Origin of the sequence: Halomonas sp. MCCC 1A13316 (genome assembly GCF_014931605.1) — a bacterium.
Taxonomy (GTDB): domain Bacteria; phylum Pseudomonadota; class Gammaproteobacteria; order Pseudomonadales; family Halomonadaceae; genus Halomonas.
This window is the reverse complement of the sequence record NZ_CP053382.1, coordinates 1241684-1267578: the sequence shown is the minus strand read 5'-3', so window position 1 is coordinate 1267578 and position 25895 is coordinate 1241684. Positions and strand designations below refer to the sequence as shown.

The window sequence follows — 25895 nt, the reverse complement described above, 5'->3', positions numbered from 1 at the left end:
CGTTTGGCACCGATCATCGACCTGCATCATGAGGCAGCGAACCTCACATGCAGCGACTATCCTTCGCCAGTATGTTCGGTCCAATGCTTGATGGAGGAGAGAGTCCATGAAAGACGGGATGAATGCGCGCGGCAGTTGCCTGTGCGGCGCGGTGAAAGTCGCCGTGGCGGTCAACAAGCAGAACGTCGGCGCCTGCCACTGCGACATGTGCCGCACCTGGGGCGGTGGCCCGCTGCTGGCGCTGGAGTCGGTCAGCGACGTCGAGATAGAAGGCGAGGAGAACATCACGGTCTATGCTTCGTCGGACTGGGCCGAGCGCGGCTTCTGCCGGCGCTGCGGCACCCACCTCTTCTACCGCCTCAAGAACGGCAACCACTATGCCGTTCCGGTCGGCCTGGTCGACGGCGGCGAGGCATGGAGTTTCGATTCGCAGATCTTCATCGATCAGAAGCCGGCGTTTTACCGCTTCGCCAACGAGACCCGCGACATGACCGGCCAGGAAGTCTTCGACGCCTACCAGGGCAGTTGACCGGGCTACATTCGGCAACGTGCCAGGCGGCCATACTGCGCTACAGTATCGCTATCGATGACATGACATGGAGCTGTCCAATGCCCATTTCCGTAGGCGACAAGATCCCCGACGTAAAGCTCAAGACCAACGGCCCCGACGGTCCCGAGGACATCACCACCGGCGAGGTGTTCGCCGGCAAGCGCGTGGTGCTGTTCGGCGTGCCGGGTGCCTTCACGCCCAGCTGCTCCAACACCCACATGCCCGGCTTTGTGATCAAGACCGACCAGGTGCTGGAGAAGGTCGATACCCTCGCCTGCATGGCAGTCAACGACGCTTTCGTGATGCGCGCCTGGCAAAAGGATCAGAACGCCCAGGCGATTCTGATGCTGGCCGACGGCAACGCTGAGCTGACTCGCGCCCTGGGCATGGAAAAGGATTCCAGCGGTGCCTGCATGGGCACTCGCTGCCTGCGTTTCGCCCTGATCGCCGAGGATGGCGTGGTGACCTACGTCGGCATCGATACCGAACGCGGCGTGGTCGACAAGAGCAGCGTCGATACGATATTGGCGCATCTACAGAACTGATATACCGCGCTTCCTCAAGCTTCCTCCAATGCGGCCGATACAGCAGTTAAAGCCATATTCGGCTCATTGCCTCAATTGTTTGGGGGAGCAGCATGGAAGGCGAAGCGATACATGACGCACAACGTCAGCCAGAACAGGTGCCGGCTCAGGCAGAATCCGAGCCGGTAACCCTATTGCTGGTGGTAGAGGATACCGGCCGCCTAACGTCTCTCTCCGAAATAGTTGAGCAGGAGGGCTTCAACGTCCTGAATGCGGAAAGTGCTCAGGATGCCCTGGCAACCCTGGAGCGCGAGCCCGTCGACATCGTGCTATTCGACGCGCTCACGCCAAGCCTGGATGGGCACGAATTACTGGAACTCCTCGAAGAGCATTGGCCGGACTGCCTTCGCCTGCTCATGACCGATGTTACTTCCGGCACCGAAGACACACTTCGCGCCATCGAAGAAGGCCATATCTACGGCTTGATTCCCATACCGTGGCACGACGAGAGACTCCGCCTGATGCTTCGCCGGGGGCTGGAGCAACTCGGCAACCAGCGAGAACAAATGCGCCGTGAGAAAGCGCTGCTCGAGCAGAACCAGGATTTGATCGCGCTCAATGCTGCACTGGAGCAACGGATCGAGGCAACTCAGCAAGAACTCAAGCAAACCGCCGAAATGCTGGACAAGGCGTACGATGAGCTGCTGCACATGCATGTGACGACAGCACGCGTCATTGGCGATCTTCTCCATCAGCGTCTGCCTCGCCATCTCCAGACAAACGACCAAGTACATGCCCTCGTCACTGCTTTCTGCGAAGCACATGAGCTGGATCGTACGTTACAGCAAGACCTCCAGCTGGCTTCGGCACTCTACAACATGGGAAAACTCACCTGGGACGATCATTTGCTTGTCACCCCGTCCGAGCAGCTGTCGGCACATGAGCGTGCTGCCTACCAGCATTACCCGGTAAGCGGCGAGAACCAGTTGATGGCGATGCCTCAACTGAAGAGAGCGGCAAAAATCGTGCGCCACCATCGAGAGCGCTGGAACGGTGGCGGTTTTCCCGATCGAATCGAAGGCAGGGACATTCCCTATGGCGCACGCCTGCTGGGACTGGCCGTTGACTTCATCGAGCTACAGCGTGGCATGGTTCTGCCACGTGAAGTACCCCGCCCGCAGGCGTTGGCTCTGCTGCGCAAGTTTGCGGGACGCATCTACGATCCCGAGCTGTGCCATGATTTCGTCAAGCTGTGTATCGAAAAGGCGCCAGACCTACAAACCAGTGGCAAAGCGGTCATTTCACTGGAAACTAGCCAAGTGAAGCCGGGTATGATTCTGGCCCAGGACATTTACTCCGCCAGCGGCATGTTGTTGCTGCACGAAGGCAAGCAGCTGGATCAGCACTTAATGGACAAGCTAAAGAATTTCGAGGAAATCGAGGGTCGAAACTACACGGTACTGGTCTACCGTCCATGAATGATCAGTCGAGACGGCCATCCGGACCGTCTAGTGTTCCCCCAGCACGTCGACGTCGTCGCCGAGTACGTCCTCCACATAGAGCATCTGCACGGCCACCACCGCCACCACGGCAATGGGAGTGGCCAGCATGACCCCGGCAACTCCCGCTACCGCCGCCCCCGCGAGCTGCACCATCACGGTAAAGGCCGGCGGCAGAGAGACCATGCCCTTGGCCGCCAGCGGCGTGATGATATTCGACTCCACCGTCTCGATGACGAGGTAGAGCCCGATGGCATAAAGGGCAAGCTCGGGCGATTCGAAAAAGGCGATCAATATCGTCGGCAGGGCCCCCAGGATCGGCCCCAGATAAGGGATGAAGGACAGCAGCCCAGCCACCAGCCCCAGCGCGCCGGCCATCGGCACGCCCATCAACATCAAACCGAGGGCGACGCCGATGCCGACGAACAACATGGAGATCAGTCGGCTCACCAACCACAAGCGCAGCGAGCGCCCCTGCAGGAACAGCACCTGGCGCAGGCGCTTCCGGCGCGCAGGGGGACACAGCAGTACCACGTGGTGAATGTACTCGCTCGGACTGAGCACCAAGTAGAAGCCCACCAGCAGGATCAGCAGGAAATTCGTCAGCGCTCCGAAGGTAGTGGAGAAGGCGGAGGTAAAGCGATCCAGCATCGGTTGCCCGAGCAGGCTAGCGGGATTGTCGAACTCCTTCAGTGCCGCTTCGACGCCTGGGACTCCCTGCACTTGCTCCGCAAGCCGGCGAAAGGCCTCAGGAAGCTGCTGCGCCAGTTGCGGAAGCTCCTCCGCCAGGCGCGGACCGACCAGCGCCCCCAGCCCGCCAAACGCCAGACAGACCAGCGTCAGCGCAATCACCAGGGCCCAGCGCCGCCCGATCGGCAAGTAGCGCTGGCACAGGCGCACCACACCATCGATTGCCACGGCCGCCAGAATGCCGGCAAAGGCCAGCAGCAGCACATCGATGAGCTGGCTGGCGAAATAGAGCAACACCGCTACGAGGGCGGCAAGCCCGATGGCAATCATGACGCGTCGAGTGTAGCGCGAGATCGATTCGACGCCGCTGTCCTTGTCGGCCATGTCTGCTCCTTGCCTGGCTTCACACCATTCCAGGTGTCTGCTGCATCAGCCTAGCAGATGCCGAAGACGCAACTCACGCGCCAGGAACTTCGTCATCTTCGTCAACTACTACGCTCTCTCTATGGAACAGATGGACTTCGGTTGAGAGCAAGGAGGTTCCGCGATGGCTATCGATGACAAGCGAAAAACCCAAGGCTATGACCGCCTCAAGCAGCACGAAGGCAAAGGCTACTCGGGCATGCCCGTCGGCCGCTCGCACAAGTGGTACTACGACCAGGGTGAGTGGCGCGAACGAAAGCTCAGCCCCGATGAGTGGGAAATCTCTTATCAGACCACCAAGCGGCGGGCGGCGCGCGCCCCCGAGGAGTCCGGCGCCCCCATCGGGACGGAATACAACTGGCTGATCGTGTCCCATCAGCGCGTAGAGAAGTGCGACGCCAACAGCTACGAGACCTGCCTGGAAGGCAAGAAATTCAAGGTCGCGCACAAGCGTGCCAGCAACAATGCCTGGAACGTCAGCGAAAAAGCCCAGCGCAAGAAGGTCATCGAGTACCTGAAGCAGATGATAGAAGAGCTCGAAGAGGCCGACGAGTCCGATCCCCTCCCCTACAGCGTGGGTGAACATGAACACATCTATGGGCTCAACCTGCGCACCAAGGCCGAGCTGCTCGACATGGCGAGGAAGTACGAAATCTCCGGCACGTCGAAAATGAAACGCGAGGAGTTGTTGGATGCGGTGAAGGCGTGCATCGAGCAGTCAGGAAAGCCGCGGCCCGAGGAAACGACCCAGCAGAACGAGCGGCCGAAGCCCGACGGGCACACCGAGCGCAAGCCGGACGGTGACGCGACGAACCTCGAAACGAAGAGCAAAGACGAGCTTTACCGACTGGCCAGCGAGTGGCGCATCAGCGGCCGTTCGAGCATGAACAAGTCGCAGCTCGTGCGCGCCCTCGCCGGTCGTCGGCAGCGCCCTGGCACGAGTTCGCGAGCCTAACCCCCACCCTCACTCGAGCAGCAGCACTAGCAGCAGAAGAGAGAGCAGTGCCGCCACGCCTTTCCAGTTCAAACAGCACGGGAGCTTGGGTGCGGGCGATTCAGCGGGAGGGAGACGCCTCGACCTGGGCCGACGGAGCAGCGGCCTGGCTGGTTTCGACCATGCGCACCACGCTGCCGACCACGATCAGGCACGGCGACGGCAGCGGCGTGGCGGCGAGCGTCTCCGGCATGTCGGCCAGGGTGCCGACCAGCGAGGCCTGTTCGGGCAGGCTGGCGTTGGCCACCAGCATGATCGGCCAGTCGTCGGGAAGCCCGGCACGGCGCAGCCCGCCACAGATGGCGTCGACCTTGGTCAGGCCCATGTAGAAGATCAGCGTCTCGTCCTGGCGCGCCAGGGTGGCCCAGTCGGGCTCACCGTCCTTGCGGCACAGCTGGGCGGTAATGAAGCGCAGCTGCTGGGCGTGGGCGCGGTCGGTCAGCGGAATGCCCATGCCGGCCGCGGCCGCCGAGGCGGCGGTGATGCCCGGCACGATTTCTGCTGCCACGTCGGCCTCGGCCAGCGCGGCGAGCTCCTCGCCCATGCGCCCGAACACGCCGGGGTCGCCGCCCTTGAGCCGCACCACCGACTTGCCCTGCCCTGCCAGCTTCACCAGCAGCGCACCGATCTCGGCCTGGGGCACGCTATGGTGGCCCCGCTCCTTACCCACGTAGTAGCGCTCGTGGCCCGCGGGAATCAGCGCCAGCACGTCGTCGCCCACCAGGCGGTCGTAGACCACCGCGTCGGCCTGTTGCAGCAGGCGAGCGGCCTTGAGCGTGAGCAGCTCGACGTCGCCGCTGCCCGCCCCCACCAGGTAGACCCGGCCGGCATGGCAATCGCCGTCCAGGGTCACGGTCGGTGCGGCAACGCGGGTGGATCGCCCGAACGGCGAGCGCACGATATGCCCCAGGCCGTGCAGCCGCGAGAAGGCGGCCTGCAGCAGCTCAGGCGATAGCATTGTCTTCAAGTGGCTCAGCGCTCGCATGGGCCTTCTCCTCTTCGATAAGCGATTTCAGCTCGGGAATGCAGCTTCCGCACTGGGTACCACAGGCCAGCCTGGCGCCCAGCGCCTCGACGCTGTCATCGCCTTCACGTATGGCCCCTAGGATAGCGCGTTGACCTACCTGATGGCAGCTGCAGACCACGGGACCCTGGTTGGCGGCGCCGTCGTCGCAGCCCGCCAGCAGGCGTCGGCGGTGCGGCGGCGCCAGCCCTTCCCCGTTGGCGGCCTCAGCGAAGCGCGCGGCCAGCCAGCTCAGGTTGGGCAGCTCCCTGGGCGCACCCGACATGAACCACCAGCGCAGGCGGCCCGCCTCATCGACCCCGGCGGCGCGCAGGCGGCCGCTGGCGGGGTCGGTGCACCACAGCGTGGGTGCCGGCAGCTCGGCTTCCAGCCAGGACAGCCAGTCGCGTTCGGCCTTCTCAACCCCGCCGCAGGCGCCTTCCACCCCGCCGCAGGCGCTCGGCTCACCGCCGGCCAGTTGCCAGCGCTGGCAGTCGCCCAGCGGAATGCGTGCCCAGTAGCGGCTCTCGTCGCACCAGGCCGTTTCCGCCACGCCCAGGTCGTCGGCTACCAGTAGCGTGGCCTCCCAGCCCAGTGGCAGCGGCTCCAACGCAACAGCGCCATGCTTGGACTCCGGCTGGCCGGAAATCGGGTCGAGGTGTGCCTCGAGCAGCTCGCCCATGAGTGCCGCCCCGCTGAAGTGGCGGCTCCAATGCATCGGCACGAACACCTCACCGCGGCGCTGCCCGCGCGACACCCGCACGCGGCCGATGTAGCTGCCGCCCGCGCCGTGCAGTTGGGCCAGCGTATGCTCTTCCACCCCCAGCTCGCAGGCGTCTTCAGGGGCGATCTCGATGAACGGTTCGGCACGGTGGTTCATCAAGCGCGGCGCACGCCCGGTACGGGACATGGTGTGCCACTGGTCGCGAATACGCCCGGTGTTGAGCCGCAGCGGGCGCGTGGCGTCCAGCGCCTGTGCCGGCGGCCGCGGGCTCACCGGCAGCATCCGCGCGCGGCCATCTGGCGTGGCGAAGCGGCCATCGGTGAACAGCCGGGCGGTGCCGTGAGGGGCGCCGGCATTGACCGGCCACTGGATCGGCGTCAGGGCGTCGTAGGCGGCCCGGTCGAGCCCGACCAGGCCGGAGATATCGAACAGCCGGCGGCTCTCACCCGGGCGCTCACCGTTCTCGAAGCCCGAGAGCCGGGCGTGCTCGTCGAAGATCTCGCTTGGGTGGCTGTAGTCGAAGGCTTCGCCGAAGCCCAGCCGCTTGGCCACCTCGCAGACGATCCACCAGTCGTGGCGCGCCTCCCCCGGTGGCGGCAGGATGCCGCGCTGGCGCGAGATGCGCCGCTCGGAGTTGGTCACGGTGCCGTCCTTCTCCGACCAGCTCGACGCCGGCAGCACGATGTCGGCATAGGCCAGCAGGTCGGCGTCGGCCATGCACTCGGAGACGATCACCTGCGGGCACTTCTCGAGTGCCGCGCGCACCCGGTCGGCACGCGGCAGGCTCACGGCGGGATTGGTGGCCATGATCCACAGTGCCTGCACCTCGCCGCGCTCGATCGCCTCGAACAGCGCCACCGCCTTGTGGCCGGGGCCATCGGGCAGGCACGGCACCCGCCGCTCGGTGGCCCAGAAACGCGTGACGCGATCCCGCGCACCGGGGGTGTCGTAGTCCATGTGGGCGGCGAGCTGGTTGGCCAGCCCGCCCACCTCGCGCCCGCCCATGGCGTTGGGCTGGCCGGTGATCGAGAACGGCCCCGCCCCGGGCAGGCCGATCTTGCCGCCCGCCAGGTGGCAATTGATGATGGCGTTGCCCTTGTCGGTGCCGCTGGACGACTGGTTGATACCCTGGGAGAACAGCGTGACCACGTGCAGGTGGCTGGCGAACCAGTAGAAGAAAGTTTCCAGGCGCTCGGCATCGACGTCACAGTCGGCGGCGATAGCCTCGACGCCGGCATCCTGCTCGCGCGCCGCGGCCAGTGCCTCGTCGAAGCCCTGAACATGGGCTTCCAGGTAGACCCAGTCGAGCTTGTTGCGCTTGGCCATCCACGCCAGCAGCCCGGTGAACAGGCGCGCATCGCTACCCGGCTTGAGCCCCAGGTAGAGATCGGCGATCTCGCAGGTGTCGGTGACCCGTGGGTCGATCACCACCACCCGCAGCAGCGGGTTGCGCTGCTTGGCCACCTTCAGGCGCTGGTAGAGCACCGGGTGGTTCCAGGCCAGGTTGGAGCCCACCAACACCACCAGCTCTGCCTCTTCGAGATCCTCGTAGCTGCACGGCACGGCATCGGCGCCGAAGGCGCGCTTGTGGGCGGCCACCGCCGAGGCCATGCACAGCCGTGAGTTGGTATCCAGGTGCGGCGTACCGAGAAAGCCCTTGAACAGCTTGTTGGCGACGTAGTAATCCTCGGTCAGCAGCTGCCCGGAGAGGTAGGCGGCCACCGCCTGGGAGCCGTGGGTGGCCTGCACCGCCGTGAGCCGCTCGGCTATCGTTGTCAGCGCCGTCTCCCAGTCCACCTCGACGCCGTCGACCCGCGGCCGGGTCAGGCGGCCGTGGTTGCCCAGCGTCTCGTGCAGGGCCGAGCCCTTCACACACAGCCGGCCGAAGTTGGCCGGGTGCTCCGGGTCGCCCTGCACGTCGACGATCTCGCCGTCCTCGACGCAGGCCAGCACGCCACAGCCGACGCCACAGTAGGGGCAAGTGGTTCGGGCCTCGCGCATGTCCATCTCCTGTCTCGTCGTTCGCGTAACGACGACGCCCGCCAACGGCCGTCCCCAAGGGGTGGCGGTTGGCGGGCGTCGTTGCCGCTTGGGGCGCTGAACGTTGCGCTCCCATTGAATTCACCTGATTTCTTTCTACCAAGCAATCAAGCAGGATGTGTGCCATGTGGCGTATAACTCGACCGTTTCAGGCAGATGTCTCTTCCGCTGCCGCATACTCGTCGGCTTGCCCATGCGTCAGCGCACCATGAACCGGCAGGGCCGACGCCCGCAATGCACCAGTCTGGTGCCAGAATGCCAACCGGAACGCTGCGACGCAGCAACCGCCCCATAAGCCACCCTTCGCCAGGCTGCGCCAGGAGCGCGGGAACTCACATTTGGAATGGTTCTTGCTTGACAAGGGACGGAGCCTTAGCCAGACACGAGCGACGCCACTATGCCATCACCCCTGAACATCCTGCTGGTCGACGACGAGGTGGTACGCGCCGCCATGGTCGAGGAGGCATTGATGGCCGAAGGGCACCGGGTCATCTGCCGGCTCGCGAGCCCGGCCAGCCTCAACCAGATGGTCGAACGCCACCAGCCCGACGTGGTGATCATCGACATGGAGAGCCCCGACCGCGACACGCTGGAAAGCATGGCGCTGCTCAACCGCGAGAACCCGCGCCCGGTGGTGTTCTTCGCCGACCAGCACGACTCCGACATGCTGCAGGCCGCGCTCAAGTCCGGCGTCAGCGCCTATGTGGTCGACGGCCTGGTGCCCGAGCGGGTCGAATCCATCGTCGAGGTGGCCATCGCCCGCTTCGACGCCTTCCAGAGCATGCGCCAGGAACTGGACAAGGCACGCAACCAGCTGACCGAACGCAAGCGCATCGAACGCGCCAAGGGCCTGCTGATGAAGCACCAGAACTGCGACGAGGAGCAGGCCTACCGCATGCTGCGCAAGCTGGCAATGGACCGCGGCCAGCGCATCGCCGAGGTCGCCGACAGCGTCATCGACATTCTCGCCCGCCTGAACCCGACCGTGCCCGCCTCCGAACCACGGGGATCCCGCTCATGAGCCACCCGCAACACCACGCCAACTCGCCGGAACTCGAGCGCATCTCCCTCGGTTTCGTTCCACTGCTCGACGCCGCCCTGCTGATCGTCGCCCGCGAACGGGGCTGCTTCACCGCCCAGGGGCTGGATGTCAGCCTGTCGCGGGAGAACGCCTGGACCACCCTGCGCGACAAGGTCGCCGCCGGCCTGCTCGACGGCGCCCAGATGCTCGCCCCCATGCCGCTGGCCATGAGCCTGGGGCTGGGGCGCGCCCCCTGCGAAACGCTGGCCCCGCTGTTGCTCAGCCGCAACGGCAATACCGTGACGCTGTCCGACGCCCTGTGCCAGGCCAGCGGCGCCACGCTCGGCAGCGACCCGGCCGACAGCGCCCTGGCGCTGGGCAACTGGCTACGCGGCAAGGGCAGCGGCAAGCGCCCGCGCCTGGCCATGGTCTACCCCTACTCCTGCCAGCACTATCAGCTGCGCGAATGGCTCACCCTGGGCGACATCGCCCCCGACCGCGACGTGGAGTTGGTCGCCCTGCCGCCGCCGCGCATGGTCGAAGCCCTGCGCGACGGGCAGATCGACGGTTTCTGTGCCGGCGAGCCCTGGGGCACCCTGGCCCGCCATTGCGAGGTGGGCCGGCTGGTGACCACCGGCGCCCAGCTATGGCCCAACCACCCGGAAAAGGTACTCGGCGTGACGCGCTCCTGGGCGCAGCGCTACCCGGCCACGCTGGCCGCCCTGCTACGCGCACTACGCGATGCCGGCGAGTGGCTTTACGCCTCACCCGAACACCGCCACCAGGCGCTCGAATGGCTGGCCCTGCCGCCCTATCTCGACCGCTCGGTGCGCCACCTACAGACCCTCGCCCACGACGAAGCGCCCACCAGCAGCTCTGCGGCCCGGACGTGCTGCGCCCCACGCCGCAGGCCGCGCTGCACTTCGCCGCGCCCATCGTCAGGCAACTGGAAGAAGCGGGTGGACGCTTCGACCCGGCGCTGCTGGCGGCTTGCTACAGCCCTGTGCATTTCGATGCCGCGACGCACCACTGATGTGCACGGCCGGCGGGAGCCGGGCTCCAGCCGGTCGCATTTACGAAGCCCAACCTCATGTTCTTTAAATGAAATTAGCGGCGTTCTGGCATTCTGGCCGGGTTCTTGAACTGTACTGAGTGAGGCGATCAATGGCGGTCGCCGACACATATTCGACAACGACGTCTCTGCGCTTCCCGATTCGATTCCAGATCGATAGGGGCCGCGCCGAGGCGTCGTTGCGTTTTGACCCGGTCACTTGGTTTTCATCCAGTCACTCAAGCATCGAGAGGAGCTGTCAGCCATGCGTCAGCCACATCCCGCAACGGCACCCAGCGAACACCTGGTCATCGTCGGCAACGGCATGGCCGGCCATCGCCTGGTCGAAGCGCTCCTCGCCCGGCCGGAGCGGCCCGCCCGCATCACCGTGATCGGTGCCGAAACGACGCCGGCCTACAACCGCATCCTGCTCTCGCCGCTACTCGCCGGCGAGATGGAGCGCGACGCCCTGACCCTGCGCGATGCCGAGTGGTACGCCGAACAGGGCATCGAGCTGGTGCTGGGCGAGCGCGTGGAGACGATCGAGCGCAGCGCACGGCGCCTGACCACCGATGCCGGCCGCGAACTCGACTACGACCACCTGGTGCTGGCCACCGGCTCCCATCCGGCCCGCCCGCCGGTGCCGGGGCTGGAGCTGCCGGGCGTTCACGTCTTTCGCGACCTGAACGACGCCGACGCCTTGGCGAATGCGGCCGAAACCGGCCGCAATGCCGTGGTGATCGGCGGCGGCCTGCTCGGCCTGGAAGCGGCGGAGGGCCTGCGTAAGCGCGGCATGCGGGTAAGCCTGCTGCAGCGCGACGACCGCCTGATGAACCGACAGCTCGACCTCACCGCCGCACGCCTGCTCGAGAAAGAGCTGCGTGGCCGCGGCCTCGACATCCACACCGATGCCCAGCTCGAACGGCTGGAAGCCGGCGCCTACGGCCAGGTGTGCGCCGCACTTCTGGGCGACGGCACCCGGCTCGCCGCCGACTGCGTCGTCGTGGCCATCGGCATCGTGCCCCACACGGCGCTTGCCCGCAGCGCCGGGCTCGAGGTCAACCGCGGTGTGGTCGTCGACGAATGGCTGACCACTTCCGACCCGGCAATTCATGCCCTGGGGGAATGCTGCGAGTTCGAAGGCCAGACCTACGGCCTGGTCGAGCCGATCTGGCGCCAGGTCGACGTACTGGCCGAGCGGCTCTGTCGCTCCGATACCGAAGGCGCACAGGGCTACGTCGAGCAGCCGACCGCCACCAAGCTCAAGGTCAGCGGCGTTTCGCTCTACGCCTTCGGCCCCACCGATCCCGAACCCGGCGGCCATGAAGTGCTCAGCTACCGCGACCCCCAGCAGGGCGACTACCGCCGCCTTCTGCTGCGCGACGGCCGCCTGGAAGGCGCCGTGCTCTACGGCGACACCGCCTCCGGCCCCTGGTACTTCGAGCAGGCCCTGGCGGGCCGCGACCTGACCGCCTGCCGCTCGGCCCTGCTGCTCGGCGCCGCCGACGCCCAACTCCTGCTCGACGACGCCCTCAATGAATCACCGCAACGCCCCGCGAAGGAGGCCGCATGAACACGCCCGCTAAACCGCAACTGATCGTTATCGGCAACGGCATGGTCGGCCACCACCTGGTCGAGCAACTGGTCGAACAGGGCGCCACGCAGCGCTACGCCGTTACCGTGTTCGGCGAGGAGCGCCACCTGGCCTACGACCGCGTGCACCTCTCCGAGTACTTCAGCGGCCGCGACGCCGCCTCGTTGGCGCTCTCCACCGCCGACTACTACGCCGAGCACGGCATCGAACTGCGCCTGCACGAGGCGGTCACCGAGATCGACCGCGACAAGGGCGAAGTGGTGACGCCACAGGGCCGCTACGCCTACGACCGCCTGGTGCTGGCCACCGGCTCCTACCCCTTCGTGCCGCCGATTCCCGGCAACGAGCGCGAAGGCTGCCTGGTCTACCGCACCCTGGAGGACCTCGACGCCATCCGAGCCGCAGCCGAAACCGCCACCACCGGCGTGGTGGTGGGCGGCGGCCTGCTCGGCCTGGAAGCCGCCAACGCCCTTCGTGGGCTCAACCTCGACACCGCCGTGGTGGAGTTCGCCCCGCGCCTGATGCCGATGCAGGTCGACAGCGAAGGCGGCGAGCTGCTGCGCGAGAAGATCGAGGCGCTGGGCGTGCAGGTGCTCACCGGCCGCGCCACCCAGGAGATCGTCGACGGCGAGGCCAGCCGCCACCGCATGGTGTTCCAGGACGACAAGGTGCTGGAGACCGATCTCATCGTGTTCTCCGCCGGCATTCGCCCCCGCGACGAACTGGCCCGCGACTGCGGCCTGGAGATGGGCGAGCGCGGCGGCGTGGTGATCGACGACAACTGCCTGACCAGCGACCCCGCGATTCTCGCCGTCGGCGAAGTGGCGCTGTGGAACAACAGCATCTTCGGCCTGGTCGCCCCCGGCTACCAGATGGCCAAGGCCGCCGCCTCCACCCTGCTGGAAGGTGGCACCACCTTTGCCGGCGCCGACATGAGCACCAAGCTCAAGCTGATGGGCGTCGACGTGGGCTCCATCGGCGATGCCCACGGCGACCGCACCCCCGGCGTGCGACAGTACCGCTTTCTCGACCCCATCAAGCAGCAGTACCGCAAGCTGGTGGTCTCCAGCGACGGCAAGCGCGTGGTGGGCGCCATGCTGGTGGGCGACAACAGCTACTACGACACGCTGCACCAGTACTATGCCAACCGCATCGACCTGCCTGAGGACCCGGCCGCACTGATCCTGCCCGCCGGTGGTGAAGCCGCCCCCGCGCTGGGGCCGGACGCCCTGCCGGAAACCGCCACCATCTGCTCGTGCCACAACGTCACCAAGGGCGACGTGTGCGCCTCGATCGACGCCGGCGCCGTGGACCTCGGCGCGGTTAAGGGCGCGACCAAGGCCAGCACCGGCTGCGGCGGCTGCGCCGCCCTGCTCAAGAACCTGGTGGACTTTGAGCTCGAGAGCCGCGGCGTGGAAGTGGACAAGTCGATCTGCGAGCACTTCCACTACACCCGCCAGGAGCTCTACGACATCGTACGAGTGGAAGGCATCAAGACCTTCAGCGAGCTGATGGAGAAGCATGGCTCCAAGGTGGGTCACGGCCTTGGCTCTTCATCAGCCCCGGGGCTCGGCTGTGACATCTGCAAGCCGGCGGTGGCCTCGATACTCGCTTCCTGCTTCAACGAGCCGATCACCGATGCGGCCCACATCCCGCTGCAGGACACCAACGACGCCTTCATGGCCAACATGCAGAAGAACGGCACCTACTCCGTCGTTCCCCGCGTGCCGGGCGGCGAGATCACCCCCGACAAGCTGGTGGTGCTGGGCCAGGTGGCGCAGAAGTACGCGCTCTACACCAAGGTGACCGGCGGCCAGCGCATCGACCTGTTCGGCGCCCGCCTGGAGGACCTGCCGGCGATCTGGGGCGAGCTGATCGAAGCCGGTTTCGAGACCGGCCACGCCTACGGCAAATCGCTGCGTACCGTGAAGTCCTGCGTGGGCAGCACCTGGTGCCGCTACGGCGTGCAGGACAGCGTGGGCATGGCGATCCAGTTGGAGCACCGCTACAAGGGCCTGCGCGCGCCGCACAAGATCAAGTTCGGCGTTTCCGGCTGCACCCGCGAATGCGCCGAAGCCCAGAGCAAGGACATCGGCGTGATCGCCACCGAGAACGGCTGGAACCTGTACGTGTGCGGCAACGGCGGCATGCGCCCGCGCCACGCCGAACTGTTCGCCACCGACCTCGACGACGAACAGCTCTACCGCATCATCGACCGTTTCCTGATGTTTTACATCCGAACCGCCAACCGCCTGCAGCGCACCTCGGTGTGGCGCGAGAACCTGGGAGGCGGGCTGGATTACCTCAAGCAGGTGATCCTCGAAGACAGCCTCGGCATCGGCGAAGAACTCGACCGGCAGATGCAGGCCGTGATCGACACCTACGAGTGCGAATGGGCCAACGCCATCAGCGACCCGGAGAAGCTCAAGCGCTTCCGCAGCTTCGTCAACGACGCGCGCCCGGACCCGGACATTATTTACACCACCGAGCGCGGCCAGCTGCGGCCGGCTTAAGGAAATGGCTATGCGTGCGAATCGCGTTGTTGCGCGGCACCCCGAAGGCTCACCTAACCCACGTTATGTCTCGCCTTCGGTCCGCCGCGCGCCTAGCGCTTCATCCCGCTCGCCGATTTCCCGATACCCTTGCTAGGAATCATCTTATGACAATCGCCAACGCAGCAGCCAAGACCATGACCCAGACCTGGCAAACCGTCTGTGCCCGCGCCGACCTGGTGCCCTACTCCGGCGTCGCCGCCTGGGTGGAAACCCCGGAAGGCCCCGCCCAAGTGGCAATCTTCTACCTGCCCGGCCAGGCGAAGGAACTCTACGCCCTGGATCACCACGACCCCTTCTCCAACGCCAACGTCATCGCCCGCGGCATCGTCGGCGACCTCCAGGGGCAACTGGTCGTCGCCTCGCCGATCTACAAGCAGCACTTCCGCCTGGAAGACGGCCTGTGCCTGGAAGACGACAGCGTAGCGCTGCGCACCTGGAAGGTGAGCTTCAAGGGCGATGAGGTGTGGATCGAAGCCTGAGGTTGAGGGCCTATTGCAAAGAAAAGAAAGAAAAAAGCCGCCGACGCTGGGCTAGCGTCGGCGGCTTTGGGTAAGCCTGCCCTCATCTCAACCGCGAAAGGCGGCCTCGATCTTGGCGATGTCGATTTTCTTCATCGTCATCATGGCATCGAACGCCCGCTTGGCAGCGGCGCGGTCAGGGCTGGTGAACGCTTTCGTCAGCGCGATCGGCGTAATCTGCCAAGAGATGCCCCACTTGTCCTTGCACCACCCGCATTCGCTCTCCTCGCCGCCATTGCCGACGATGGCATTCCAGTAGCGATCCGTCTCCTCCTGGTCTTCGGTGGCAACCTGAAACGAGAACGCTTCGCTGTGCTTGAACATAGGCCCGCCGTTCAACCCGAGGCATGCAACACCCAGCACTGTGAACTCGACCGTCAGTACGCTCCCCTCCTTCCCCGCTGGGTAATCCCCAGGGGCCCGGTGCACCGCGTCGAGCGATGAATCGGGGAAGATCTCGGCATAAAATCGTGCGGCTTCCTCAGCGCCGCCATCGTACCAAAGGCAGATCGTGTTCCTAGCCATGTGCTTCATGATCGGCTCCCTTCTCTGGGTGATTGCTGTGGGTGGCAATCTAACGTCGAATGAAGCTTCCTGAAATCGACAGGGGGTGGTGTCTAACGCTCTGACTTTGTGAGGTGTGACGGAGCGCCAGCGTAGGTGCGTCCGCCAACAGCCACTGGTTGAAGTGTGACGGTATTTAGGACCTGGACGACTATCTGGCCACCTACAACACGAAACGGCCGCATCAAGGCCGCAACATGAAGGGGGCGACGCCCTATGCCGTGTTCAAGAAAGGGCTCCCCAAAGAGACGAAGAAGGAACCCAGGAAAACGGCAGAAAACACTGCTTAACTATAGGGAGCCCATGGGGGCATGTGTCAGGTGAATACCATCACTGTACACACTGGTTAGCTTTTGTTGATAGATGATTTTGCAACGAGATTCCACGAATGAACATCTGGTTCACATTGCATCATCTTGATATCTTTTCTCCCCCATAACTGAAGCACACCTTTCAACTCTTCATCGGTAATGGAGCCACTTTTAGTAACATTTCTATATAAATGCCTCCCCAAGTAAATTTCTTTAAGCGAGCTTTCTGGCACATCAAAGCAATATAAAGGCCGACCTAATACCGTCATCTTATTCCATTCACTATAGCGCCCGCCACCTGCGTGATAACCGAAGGGAATATTTCCTATATATTTAACAACACGGACTTCTTCTTCGTATGCCCACTCGAGAGACTTATACAGAAAAGCTCTCTTCATTAGATTGAAGGCATTCGAGTCAAAACGAAGGCTACCACCAATGTCCATTAGCTCATGCTCGCTAATCAAAGCCCGGTCCTTGTGCGGCTTCGTAGCTGAGTAGATCATCTTTCCATACTGGCTTGGAATTACATTGCTTTGCGGATCTGAAAATCCGGCCGCATCACAATCAAACCCAAGGACTACCCCTTGGTGAGAATCTCCATAATGTGACCACATAAGCGCATTTAAAGGCTGACGAGTCAAAGATAAGACACCGTATTTTCTCGAGAAGTGGTTTTTACAAGCATCCGTGGCAATTTTCGCACTTATAGCAGACACATCGCTGTCTATAAAACCAAATGCTGTGCATTCAAAAGGGTCGTTCAAGTCTTCAAGGCATGAAAATCCTAGTGACAAGGTATCAATCACCTTGCGCGCGGCGCCAAATGACATGTACTTGTATAGAATCATGAACTCCCTCAAAAGAAGCTAACGCTTAAAACAGGTGCACCGTAGGCGTCGCCTGTATTTACCTATTAGGGCTTGATCTCGGCTGCTAAATCACCACCAAAAAAATTTACTGGTTTTGCATTTATACCAATAGCCGCAACATAATCTTCGTGCTGAAGCGTTTCGTACTCGACGAAATATGAACGCATCTCGTTTCTTATAATAACATTTCTTTGTTTCCTGGATTCATAGAATAACCGCAGCACTTTGGACACTACGGTGGAGGCAGGAGGGCCAGCGCCGGTACCCTCCCTGCTTTACCGACCAAAGTGAAGCAGAGCATGGGATACCGACAGCTGACCCAGACCCAACGATACCAGATCCACGCCCGCTATGACTTGGGTATGAGCCAGCGGCAGATCGGCAGGGAGCTGGGCCTCCACAGCAGCACGATCAGTCGTGAGCTGCGCCGCAACACCACCTCCGGTGGCTACGATCCCGAGCAGGCCCAGGCCCTGAGTGATCACCGGCGCCGTACAGCCTGGAAGTGGACGAAGCGCTTGCCGAGCATGATTGCCGCCGTTGTCGGCCGGCTGCGTGAGGAGTGGAGCCCACAGCAGATCAGCGGCTTCATGGCGCCCTTGGCAGGCGTAGGCGTCAGTCATCAGTGGATCTACTCCGTGATCTGGGATGACAAGGCGCAGGGTGGCGATCTCTGGCGGTATCTCCGTCAGCCCAAACGGCGCAGCAAGCACCGAGCCCAGGCCAAGAGCGCAGGGCTGGGCAAGATTCCCAACCGGGTAGGCATCGAGTACCGCCCGGCTGAGGCCAATGACCGGCATTTCATCGGCCACTGGGAAGGGGATACCGTGATCCATGGGCACAAGCAATCGGGACTGGTCACGCTGGTAGAGCGCCGCAGCGGCTACCTGCTGGCAGCACGGCTGCCCAGGATATCGGCGGAGCTGACACAAGCGGCCATGATCCGCTTGCTGAAACCTCGCCGAGGAGCGGTGCAGACCATCACCCTGGACAATGGCTCGGAGTTCGCTGGTCACCAAGCCGTGGCCGAGGCGGTGACCGCCGCGACCTACTTTTGTGACCCCTACTGCTCCGGCCAGCGAGGGAGCAACGAGAATACCAATGGGCTGATACGGCAGTACTTCCCCAAGGGAACGGACTTCCGACAGGTCACTGATGCCGAGCTCAGGAAGGTGATCAAGAAGCTGAATGACCGCCCCCGAAAGCGTCTCGGCTATCGTACACCGGCACAGGTGTTCCTGGGAGAATACTCAGGAGCCCTGAATACCGCAGGTGCTGCGCTTATTGCTTGAATTCAGGTTTTTCAAGCCATTTAAGTCTACCCGTTGTAAACACGACTGCTTTACAGATGAACATACGGCTCAGGAAGACCACCACCGAGTGAATGGCTTCCAACGGCACGTCGAGCAGGGCTTCCAGCGCTTTCACGTGCTTGTAGTTCTGGCGCAGCGGGTTCTGGAACTTGAAGGTCTTGCGGTAGAGCTTCTGGGTCCACTGCGCCTGATTCTCGCTGCCGAAGATCCAGCCCGTAATGTGCTTGGTTTCGATGACGAAGATGCCGTAGCGGGAAACCAGCACGTGGTCGATCTGGGTGGTGCCGTCGGGCGAGGCAAGCGTGACGTTGTGAACGCCTCGGTACTTCTCCGCAGGCAGCCGCACCTTGGCGATCAGCTTGACGAAGGCTTCGCCGAAGATGCCCTTGAACCAGCGGGATTTGAGGATGCCGAGCGCCAGCGCGACGAGGAGGAGCCACCACAGCGGGCGCACGGCGTCATAAAAGATCGAGTAGTAGTCCAAGGCACATCTCGCACAGACGAATCGGCAAACGGATTGCTTAAGCCCGCTTTGCTCCCAACCTATCGCCTTCCTATCTGTAAATCTACGTAACTAGCCTGAAATGTGACCTTGGTCGTGTCGGTAAAGGCAAATGCTTACGCCATGTAAGCTTTTTCTTACCTTGGCCGGTTTTCAGTGTTCAGCAAAGCGATACGCTACCTCGCTGAAGGTATCCGTGGGGAAGGTGAACAGGAAGCGCAGCGGGGTGGGCCCGGTATTGATCGTCTCGTGCCAGGCCAGTGGGGGAATGAAGACGGACTGGCCGGCATGCAGGCGATGAGAGACACCCTCGACTTCTATGCTCCCTTCGCCACTGAGTACATGATAGGTCTCGGCAGGATCATGCTGGTGGAGAGGCAAGGCGCCCTGAGGGGCGATCTCGGCCAGCCCCATGCTCATCACGCCCGTAGGCGTCTGTTCGGCAGTAAAGATGAGCTTCCATCGCACCCTGGTGCGTGCGGCGAATTCAGGGTCGTCCCACGTTTCCCACGGTAGGTCGTCGGTATCGACACTTGACGGCTGCATGGCTCCTCCCTGCCTGGTTGATGCTTTCCTTGGCCAGGAAAAGATAGGCCAGCCGGAAAGAAGCCGCCATGCCGGGGCTTGCTAGTCCGAGCTGACGCCATGCTCGTCGGCATCCTCATCACCTTCTTCGATCATCTCGCTGGCCTCTTGCTGCTCTTCGGCGGAAGCATCCGGCTTCTCTCGGTCCTTCTGCGCGACGGAAAGCTCGGCGGTAATGCCGAAGTGATCGGAGCCGGGCAGCCTTACCCGGCCCATATCGACCAGGTGGAAGCCGTCGGAGACGAACAGGTGGTCGATGGGATAGCGCAACAACGGCTTTTCTACAGGGAAAGTGTTCAGTAGCGCGCGGCCGCGGCGAGGGTCCTTCAGCCCACTCAGGCTGGAGAACAGCCGGGTAGTGTCGGACCACCCGACGTCGTTGAAGTCGCCGGTGACGATCCAGCGATTGTCGGGGTCTTCTTCGACATGGCGGGCGACGAGCATCAGCTCCGCATCACGGATCCGGCTGTCGCGACGCTCGCTCATTTTGTTATTGCGGGCGATTCTGTCGCGCAGCCCCGGTGGAACGGGATGGATGCCGACGTAGCGTACCGGTCCCACTTCCGGCAGCTCCAGGGTAGCGAAGACCGATGGCCGGCGATCGGTTACCAGGTGCTTGACCTCCTGCTCGAGCAGCGGGAAGCGTGACCAGAGCACGATGCCCAGCCCCTCGCCGCGCACCTCCCCGACGCGATGCGGGTAGTGTTCGTCCAGCGGCACCAGCGCCTCGGCCCAGGCGCGATTGACCTCGATCAGCAGCAAGATATCAGGATCCTCGCGCCGGACCCTGTCGAGCAGCTCGTCGTAGCGGTCGTTGTTGTAGGTGACATTCGCGGTGAGCATCTTGAACGTCGACCTGGCATTGTCGGGCTCCTCCTCGGCGGCGGGCACCTCTTCCGGCCAGAGCGAAGTGAACGGCAAGATGTGCGACAGCTGCCATGCCCCCGTGCCGAGGAGGGCCACCAGCAACACCCCATGCTCCGCTCGTGGCCGATACCGCCACGCATGGATTGCCAGCAGCCCCAGGGGCAACACCAGCGCCACGGCCAACTGCAGACGAGGAAACTCCCACAGCCGAATCCACCACTCCCCGCTGGGTATCAGCGGCAGCACGCTTACCACCATAAGCAGCAGTGTCAGGAATCGAGTTGTCCAGAGAAGGAGTGTTGCCGCCATGTCACCTCGCGTGCGTCGACTGTATTCCTTCACTGTAGTCGTTCACGCTACCGCCTTGTTCATCCGCTCGACACGGCACACAAGGGAAGCGCCGGCAATTGGCCAGTTGGCGCTTCCAGGAGTTCAACGCTCCGGTCAGCCTGCTGATTCGTCTACTCGCTCTTCCTGGCGATGATGAATACCGTCGCCTTTCCGGGTTGCCACTCCCGCTCGATGGAGAACCCCGCATCGATCAGCTTATCGACCAGCGACTGCTTGCCGAAGCGATTCACATAGGGAGCGAACCCCAGCATCTGCATGGGGGGAATCATCAGGCGGAACAGAAAGTTGATATCGCCGACCAGAACGGTGCTGGAAACAAACACCCCTCCGGGTTTGAGCAAGCCATGCACCCTGGCCAGCGCTGCGTCCAGATCTTCGAGCAGATGGAGGATATTGAGCCCCAGGATGGCATCGAAACTCGCCTCCGCCAGCTCCGCATCATCCAAGGTGCCTTGACGGAAGGTGATGTTCGCGACACCGGTATCCCGTGCCTTCTGCTCGGCAATCTCCAGCATCTTGTCGGAGATATCGAGTGCCACGATCTCCCTGACATGGGGCGCATGGAGTATCGCCGTACTCCCCGTACCGCAGCCGAACTCCAGCACGCGACTATCCGGGCGCAGGTACTCCTGGGTGATGGCCAGCTTCTTCTCGTACGCGCTCGCGTTGCGAATGGGAAGCTTGGCGTAGCGGGCAGCACTTTTGTTCCAGAACGCTCTGGCGTTTCTCATTTTCCAGGCCCATGTTCGGCTCATTCTAAAAAGCCGTGCGAAAGAAGCTTCTTTCGTGGCTGAGGATGCACGATGCCTATCGGAAAAAGATTACCAGAAGTGTATCCGTTCGTCCTTCGAGTAAGCAGGCTTGGCCGGCTCGGCATGTCTGCGCATGCCTTGCGTACCGTTGCGCTGCGAAGCGGAGCGGTAGCGCGTCAATCGGCCGGTCGGATCATCCGCTGCATCACGTTGTTCTTCAGAACGACGCGATGGAAAGGAATCGCCAGTACATGCAGTGCGACGAGAGCCAGCAGGACCACCTTGAGGATGTTGTGCACTTGGGCAGCTTGTGTCACATCGCCAAACCAGGCGAGCGAACCCGACAAGGCCATCGCGGCCAGCACGGCGTAAAGCGCCCAATGCGCAACGTGGCTCAGAGTCTTGAGAGAAGCGGGTTCGTTCTCGGGTGCGACAGGCACGCCACGCTTCAGACGCAGAACCAGTCGCCAAACGACGAAGGCGAGGATCAAGCCGCCACCGACGACATGGGCAAGTATCAGTGGGTCAAAGGCAAAGTTCTCGCCTGCCCGGACCGAATCCCACGCGAGCGAGATGGCGTCCTTGAAGATGTATTGTGCCGCTATCAGCACGGCGACGACCCAGTGCAGGGCGATCTGTGCGGCAGAGTAACCCTGCGGGAATTGGCTTTGGGCGGTCATGGCTCTTCTCCTCTCTTCAACTTATTTCGTTGCAGTCATGACGAGAAGATGAAGGGAGCTTGTCGCAGGTCTATGTCAGCAAGACGAAAATATGTATCAATCTGTCGCAGAGACAGAAGCCGTGGAGAGCTACGCCGCAACTCATACCCAAAGGACGATAACTTGCGTAGAAAATGATATGAACGAACAGACGCACCACATCGCCCATATCCTTGTCGTCGATGATCACCCCGAGATTCGCGATGCCGTGATCCGCTATCTCGAGAAAAACGGTATGCATGCAACCGCTGCCGGAAGCACGGCGGAGATGGATGCTCATCTCAAGGAGGGCCGCTTCGATCTCGTGGTGCTGGACGTGATGATGCCAGGCGAAGACGGGTTATCGGCGGCACGCCGACTTGCCACCTCCAACGGCCCGCCGGTTCTGATGCTCAGTGCCCTCAGCGAGGACACCGATCGGATTGTCGGCCTGGAAGTCGGCGCCGACGACTATCTTTCCAAACCCTTCAATCCACGGGAACTACTGGCCCGCGTTAAGGCGATCCTGCGCCGCACGGCGCGCGCCGTACCGCTGTCGAACGGGCTCGAGGGGCACAAATTGGCCTTCGCAGGCTGGATCCTAGACACCGATACACGAGAACTTAGCCGCGAGGTAAGCGGCCCTGGTGAAAAAGACGAACAGGTCTCACTGACGACGGCAGAGTTCAAGCTTTTGTCGGCGTTTCTCGAGCGACCTAGATTCGTGCTTTCTCGGGATCAGTTGCTGGATATCACAAGTGGACGTACCGCCGATGTCTATGATCGGACCATCGATAACCAGGTCAGCCGCCTGCGCCGGGAAATTGAAGCGGACCCATCGCACCCGCACATCATCGTGACGGTCCGCGCGGGTGGCTACAGTCTGGCCGCAGATGTTCGTGAGGTATCTTGATGCGCCTCGTCCCTCGCAGCCTGCTGGGGCAATTGGCGTTTCTGATCCTGGCCGCTTTTCTTGCTGCGCAGGCGATCAGCGTATGGCTCTTCACCGACGAGCGCAGCGCGGCAATCCGAGCCGCCCAGCGTCTTGAAACCGTCGAACGGGCCACGGCCGTCGCCAGTGCGCTGAAAACTGCGCCGAAAGCGAGCCACGAAAGTATCCTGGCTGCCGCAAATTCACGTCTGGTACGGTTCAGCCTGGACAGGGAACCTCTGGTGACTGGCGATGCTTCTGGCCCAGCGGCAGTGGTTGACCTGCGCACCGAAGAGCTACCCCTTTCGCCCCACAGCGGGGAACTGGCCGAACCACCGGCTGCGCTCGCCTGGCTGCATGAGCGGATGCGGGTTGCCGGGGTCGCGCCAGTAGAGTTTCGTATAACGGTTCCGCTTGCAGATGGCGAATGGCTCAATGTTGCCGCCCGCTTCCAGCGGCCCGACCTGCAGGCGCCACCTGCGATCGTTGGCGCCACGATCCTGTCGCTGGTACTTGTCATGGCAGCGCTATGGCTCGGTTTGCGCCGGATCACCCATCCACTCAGTCAGCTCGCGGCTGCCGCCGACAAGGCCGACCTGGATAGCGGACTGCCGGAAGTACCGGTGGGCAGCCCTCGGGAAGTGCGAGCACTCTCCGAGGCGCTGGCAAGAATGAATGAGCGGATCACCGACATGCTCAACGATCGCACTCGCATGCTTGCCGCACTCGGGCACGATCTGCGCTCCCCGATCACGGCTCTGAAGGTGCGAGCCGAAATGGTCGAAGACGATGAGACCCGCGAGCGGATGATCGCCATCCTCGACGAGATGCAAGCCATGGTCGAGACGACGTTGGCCTTCGCGCGAGGCATCTCGACGGATCAACCTATGGAAGAGGTGGATCTTGCCGATTTAGTGCGCAACCTCGCGGCGGAATTGGCCGAAACAGGCCCCGAGATCATTGTGGAAGCGGAACATCCTGTGATCTCATGCATTCGTCGGGTACCCCTTCGCCGCGCACTACGCAACCTTCTCGAGAATGCACAGTTCTATGGCGGTGGTGCACGGGTTACGGTGCGCGAAACGGCTGGTGCTGCAGAAATTCTGATCGACGATTTTGGTCCCGGCATTCGTCCCGAGGACCTTGAACGCGTCTTCGACCCCTTCACGCGACTCGAAACCTCTCGATCGCGGGAAACGGGCGGGATCGGGCTGGGTCTGCCCATAACGCGGGCAATTCTGCACGCCCATGGTGGCGAAGTCGTCCTGTCTAACAGGCCGAGCGGTGGCTTGCGCGCAAGAATAGGTCTACCGCGAGCCAGTGCCCGGCCTGATTGAACAGACAAACCAAGAGAAGTTTCTGGGCGATTGGCGTTCGGGAGAGAAGCTTACTCCCCTGGGGATGGCGAGCCTGGGGTGAAGCGCCACGGAGAGCGCGACACCGAATGCCCAGCATAGCGAGGGGAAGCCACCCCCACCAGTCAGTGCTTACTTACTTGGCATAGGCTGCTTCAGCGTTATTTGGCTCCGGATATACCTACCAAACGTAACTGGCGGAGGCCACGATCCGGGCCTACGCCAGCACCGCTGTGCCCTTCCAAGGCCTCGCAAAAAAATGCTCAAGATTGCTAGGGGCAAGCCGATAAACTTTATACTAGGCTAAATGAAACTTAATGTTACAAAAAGAAAGTTTATTGTATCTGATCGACGGCGACACCGGTCATGCCTAATAGATGCAGCAGCGCTTTGGCGCCATGAAGCCCGCCGAGCAGACGAAATCAAAGTCGAGCGCAAGCCCGCTGCGGTGAACGGAAGAATCCTGGCGCTGTTGCGCCAGTGGAGGTGACGCCATGAACTGGACCAAACTCCCTGACAACTGGTGGTGCAACGAGTTCGGCGACCAGATCCACCGCTATGAGATCCTGGACGATGACGACCAATGCCAGATCGAGTACCACCTTCACCACGCAGGGGAGCGCCTGCCCTGGAGTGGCAAAACCCACACGCTGGCCGAAGCCCAGCGTCAGCTGGAGCACAGCCGGGCGTCGATGACATGAGGGCCTCAAGTTGGCGACTCGGATGAAAGCGCCGAAGCAGTGTGCACGAGCGCCAAGCCGACACTGTTTCGTCATACCTCGAGCCCCTGCCAGTCAGTGCTTACTTGGCAATTCAACGACACGAACCGCATTCGTCCCCTGACGGCGAGTTAGCCGGCCGACCACGGTGTTCCGCCTGCCTTTCATGGCCTTGTCTCGTCGTGGACGATGCGTCCGTCTACCAGTTCGATAACCCGGTCGCAGCGCGCCGAAATTCTCGGGTCGTGACTGACGATCAGCACCGCGCAATCGTGCTCGGCATTGAAGCGACGAAACAGCTCGAACACTTCATCGGCACTGGCGGTATCGAGGTTGCCGGTGGGTTCGTCGGCGAGCAGCAGCACCGGCTCGCTGACAAGGGCTCGGGCAATCGCCACGCGCTGCTGCTGGCCGCCCGAGAGTTCGTTGGGACGCCGGGACGCAAAGGCAGCCAGTCCTACCGCGGCCAGAAGTTCCCTTGCCCTGCCGATCATCGCTGCGTTCGGGCGACCTTGCCGAATCATCAAGGGCATCAACACGTTGTCCAGCACGCTGAAGGCCTGGATCAGGTGATGGAACTGGAAAACCAGTCCGATCGTGCCGCCGCGCAGTTCGGTGCGTTCCTGGTCGTCCATGGCGCTGGTCGGCCGCTCGAGCACGAACAGCTCTCCCGATGTCGGGGTATCGAGCAGGCCAATGAGGTTGAGCAGCGTACTCTTGCCCGAGCCGGAGGGTCCGGTGAGGCTGGCAAAGGTGCCGCGATCGAGGCGCAGGTCAATCGCATGCAGCACTTCGTTCTCCACCGGGGTGCCTACGTCATAGGCCTTGCACACGCCGGCCAGCCGCAGCACCTCATTGCCCTGAACCTCGTGGGTCTCCATCTAATGGC

Annotated in this window: 24 protein-coding genes and 1 pseudogene; 14 read left to right on the top strand and 11 right to left on the bottom strand. The window is 62.8% G+C overall.

Annotation, left to right across the window (positions count from 1 at the left end; genetic code table 11):
• Positions 1–106 precede the first annotated feature (106 nt).
• The 3 genes from HNO52_RS05965 to nosR all read left to right on the top strand — a co-directional run bounded on the left by HNO52_RS05965 (position 107) and on the right by nosR (position 2552).
• The gene (locus tag HNO52_RS05965; RefSeq protein ID WP_197568270.1) at positions 107–529 is read left to right on the top strand and encodes a GFA family protein; all 423 of its coding nucleotides are present in this window, start codon (positions 107–109) and stop codon (positions 527–529) included.
• An 80-nt stretch (positions 530–609) separates the two neighbouring features.
• Entirely contained in the window at positions 610–1095 is a 486-nt protein-coding gene (locus HNO52_RS05960) for a peroxiredoxin (protein WP_197568269.1), read from the top strand.
• Between the two features lie 92 nt (positions 1096–1187).
• A complete protein-coding gene (nosR, locus tag HNO52_RS05955) occupies positions 1188–2552 on the top strand; it encodes a response regulator c-di-GMP phosphodiesterase, NosR family (RefSeq protein WP_197568268.1) in 1365 nt (454 codons plus the stop codon).
• Positions 2553–2582: 30 nt separating this feature from the next.
• Here nosR and HNO52_RS05950 read toward each other — a convergent pair whose 3' ends face one another.
• The gene (locus HNO52_RS05950) at positions 2583–3647 is read right to left on the bottom strand and encodes an AI-2E family transporter (RefSeq protein WP_197568267.1); all 1065 of its coding nucleotides are present in this window, start codon (positions 3645–3647) and stop codon (positions 2583–2585) included.
• Between the two features lie 163 nt (positions 3648–3810).
• Between HNO52_RS05950 and HNO52_RS05945 the strand changes: the two genes are divergently transcribed.
• Positions 3811–4641 carry a Rho termination factor N-terminal domain-containing protein gene (locus HNO52_RS05945; RefSeq protein WP_197568266.1) on the top strand — a complete coding sequence of 277 codons (831 nt, stop codon included), beginning with the start codon at positions 3811–3813 and terminating at the stop codon, positions 4639–4641.
• 100 nt (positions 4642–4741) lie between these two features.
• On the opposite strand, the gene cobA is transcribed toward HNO52_RS05945, so the two are convergent.
• Together cobA and HNO52_RS05935 are read right to left on the bottom strand one after the other, a co-directional pair.
• Entirely contained in the window at positions 4742–5665 is a 924-nt protein-coding gene (gene cobA / locus HNO52_RS05940) for a uroporphyrinogen-III C-methyltransferase (protein WP_197568265.1), read from the bottom strand.
• Complete coding sequence (locus tag HNO52_RS05935) at positions 5625–8408, bottom strand: nitrate reductase (RefSeq protein WP_197568264.1); 2784 nt, start codon at positions 8406–8408, stop codon at positions 5625–5627. Before HNO52_RS05935 ends, cobA begins: the two co-directional genes overlap by 41 nt.
• Before the next feature lie 436 nt (positions 8409–8844).
• Here HNO52_RS05935 and HNO52_RS05930 point away from each other — a divergent pair, with 436 nt between their 5' ends.
• The 5 genes from HNO52_RS05930 (at position 8845) to nirD (ending at position 15147) form a co-directional block, all read left to right on the top strand.
• Positions 8845–9468 (top strand): ANTAR domain-containing response regulator, encoded by a 624-nt coding sequence (locus HNO52_RS05930; RefSeq protein ID WP_197568263.1) that lies wholly within the window; start codon positions 8845–8847, stop codon positions 9466–9468.
• A complete protein-coding gene (locus HNO52_RS05925; protein ID WP_232090600.1) occupies positions 9465–10610 on the top strand; it encodes a CmpA/NrtA family ABC transporter substrate-binding protein in 1146 nt (381 codons plus the stop codon). Before HNO52_RS05930 ends, HNO52_RS05925 begins: the two co-directional genes overlap by 4 nt.
• 174 nt (positions 10611–10784) lie before the next feature.
• On the top strand, positions 10785–12092 hold the full coding sequence (locus HNO52_RS05920; protein ID WP_197568262.1) for an NAD(P)/FAD-dependent oxidoreductase: 1308 nt from the start codon (positions 10785–10787) through the stop codon (positions 12090–12092).
• On the top strand, positions 12089–14626 hold the full coding sequence (gene nirB / locus HNO52_RS05915) for a nitrite reductase large subunit NirB (RefSeq protein ID WP_197568261.1): 2538 nt from the start codon (positions 12089–12091) through the stop codon (positions 14624–14626). The genes HNO52_RS05920 and nirB overlap by 4 nt, the downstream gene beginning before the upstream one ends.
• Positions 14627–14772: 146 nt before the next feature.
• On the top strand, positions 14773–15147 hold the full coding sequence (nirD, locus tag HNO52_RS05910; protein ID WP_197568260.1) for a nitrite reductase small subunit NirD: 375 nt from the start codon (positions 14773–14775) through the stop codon (positions 15145–15147).
• 87 nt (positions 15148–15234) lie between these two features.
• Here nirD and HNO52_RS05905 read toward each other — a convergent pair whose 3' ends face one another.
• Positions 15235–15720: a VOC family protein gene (locus tag HNO52_RS05905; protein WP_197568259.1), complete on the bottom strand. Its 486-nt coding sequence runs from the start codon at positions 15718–15720 to the stop codon at positions 15235–15237.
• A 170-nt stretch (positions 15721–15890) separates the two neighbouring features.
• Between HNO52_RS05905 and HNO52_RS05900 the strand changes: the two are divergent.
• Positions 15891–16040 (top strand): annotated as a pseudogene (locus HNO52_RS05900) (IS481 family transposase); the annotation flags it as partial.
• A 56-nt stretch (positions 16041–16096) separates the two neighbouring features.
• On the opposite strand, the gene HNO52_RS05895 reads toward HNO52_RS05900, so the two are convergent.
• Positions 16097–16912: a DUF2971 domain-containing protein gene (locus HNO52_RS05895; protein WP_197568258.1), complete on the bottom strand. Its 816-nt coding sequence runs from the start codon at positions 16910–16912 to the stop codon at positions 16097–16099.
• A gap of 320 nt (positions 16913–17232) precedes the next feature.
• On the opposite strand from HNO52_RS05895, the gene HNO52_RS05890 reads away from it, so the two are divergent.
• Positions 17233–18225, top strand: coding sequence for an IS30 family transposase (locus HNO52_RS05890; protein WP_197568257.1), 993 nt, complete (start codon positions 17233–17235; stop codon positions 18223–18225).
• Here the strand turns inward: HNO52_RS05890 and HNO52_RS05885 are convergent.
• From HNO52_RS05885 to HNO52_RS05865, 5 genes are all read right to left on the bottom strand, one after another.
• Positions 18215–18730: a nuclease-related domain-containing protein gene (locus HNO52_RS05885; protein WP_197568256.1), complete on the bottom strand. Its 516-nt coding sequence runs from the start codon at positions 18728–18730 to the stop codon at positions 18215–18217. The genes HNO52_RS05890 and HNO52_RS05885 overlap by 11 nt on opposite strands.
• A 171-nt stretch (positions 18731–18901) precedes the next feature.
• Positions 18902–19294 (bottom strand): dimethylsulfonioproprionate lyase family protein, encoded by a 393-nt coding sequence (locus HNO52_RS05880; protein WP_197568255.1) that lies wholly within the window; start codon positions 19292–19294, stop codon positions 18902–18904.
• Between the two features lie 81 nt (positions 19295–19375).
• Entirely contained in the window at positions 19376–20509 is a 1134-nt protein-coding gene (locus tag HNO52_RS05875) for an endonuclease/exonuclease/phosphatase family protein (protein ID WP_197568254.1), read from the bottom strand.
• A gap of 152 nt (positions 20510–20661) precedes the next feature.
• Positions 20662–21282, bottom strand: coding sequence for a class I SAM-dependent methyltransferase (locus HNO52_RS05870; protein WP_197568253.1), 621 nt, complete (start codon positions 21280–21282; stop codon positions 20662–20664).
• A 197-nt stretch (positions 21283–21479) separates the two neighbouring features.
• Positions 21480–21983: a cytochrome b gene (locus HNO52_RS05865; RefSeq protein WP_197568252.1), complete on the bottom strand. Its 504-nt coding sequence runs from the start codon at positions 21981–21983 to the stop codon at positions 21480–21482.
• Between the two features lie 178 nt (positions 21984–22161).
• On the opposite strand from HNO52_RS05865, the gene HNO52_RS05860 reads away from it, so the two are divergent.
• From HNO52_RS05860 to HNO52_RS05850, 3 genes are all read left to right on the top strand, one after another.
• On the top strand, positions 22162–22914 hold the full coding sequence (locus tag HNO52_RS05860; protein WP_197568251.1) for a response regulator: 753 nt from the start codon (positions 22162–22164) through the stop codon (positions 22912–22914).
• Positions 22914–24269 (top strand): ATP-binding protein, encoded by a 1356-nt coding sequence (locus tag HNO52_RS05855; RefSeq protein WP_232090755.1) that lies wholly within the window; start codon positions 22914–22916, stop codon positions 24267–24269. Before HNO52_RS05860 ends, HNO52_RS05855 begins: the two co-directional genes overlap by 1 nt.
• A 512-nt stretch (positions 24270–24781) precedes the next feature.
• Positions 24782–24988, top strand: coding sequence for a hypothetical protein (locus HNO52_RS05850; RefSeq protein WP_197568249.1), 207 nt, complete (start codon positions 24782–24784; stop codon positions 24986–24988).
• A 182-nt stretch (positions 24989–25170) separates the two neighbouring features.
• On the opposite strand, the gene HNO52_RS05845 is transcribed toward HNO52_RS05850, so the two are convergent.
• Positions 25171–25887, bottom strand: a complete 717-nt coding sequence (locus tag HNO52_RS05845) for an ABC transporter ATP-binding protein (protein WP_197568248.1) — start codon at positions 25885–25887, stop codon at positions 25171–25173.
• Positions 25888–25895 lie beyond the last annotated feature (8 nt).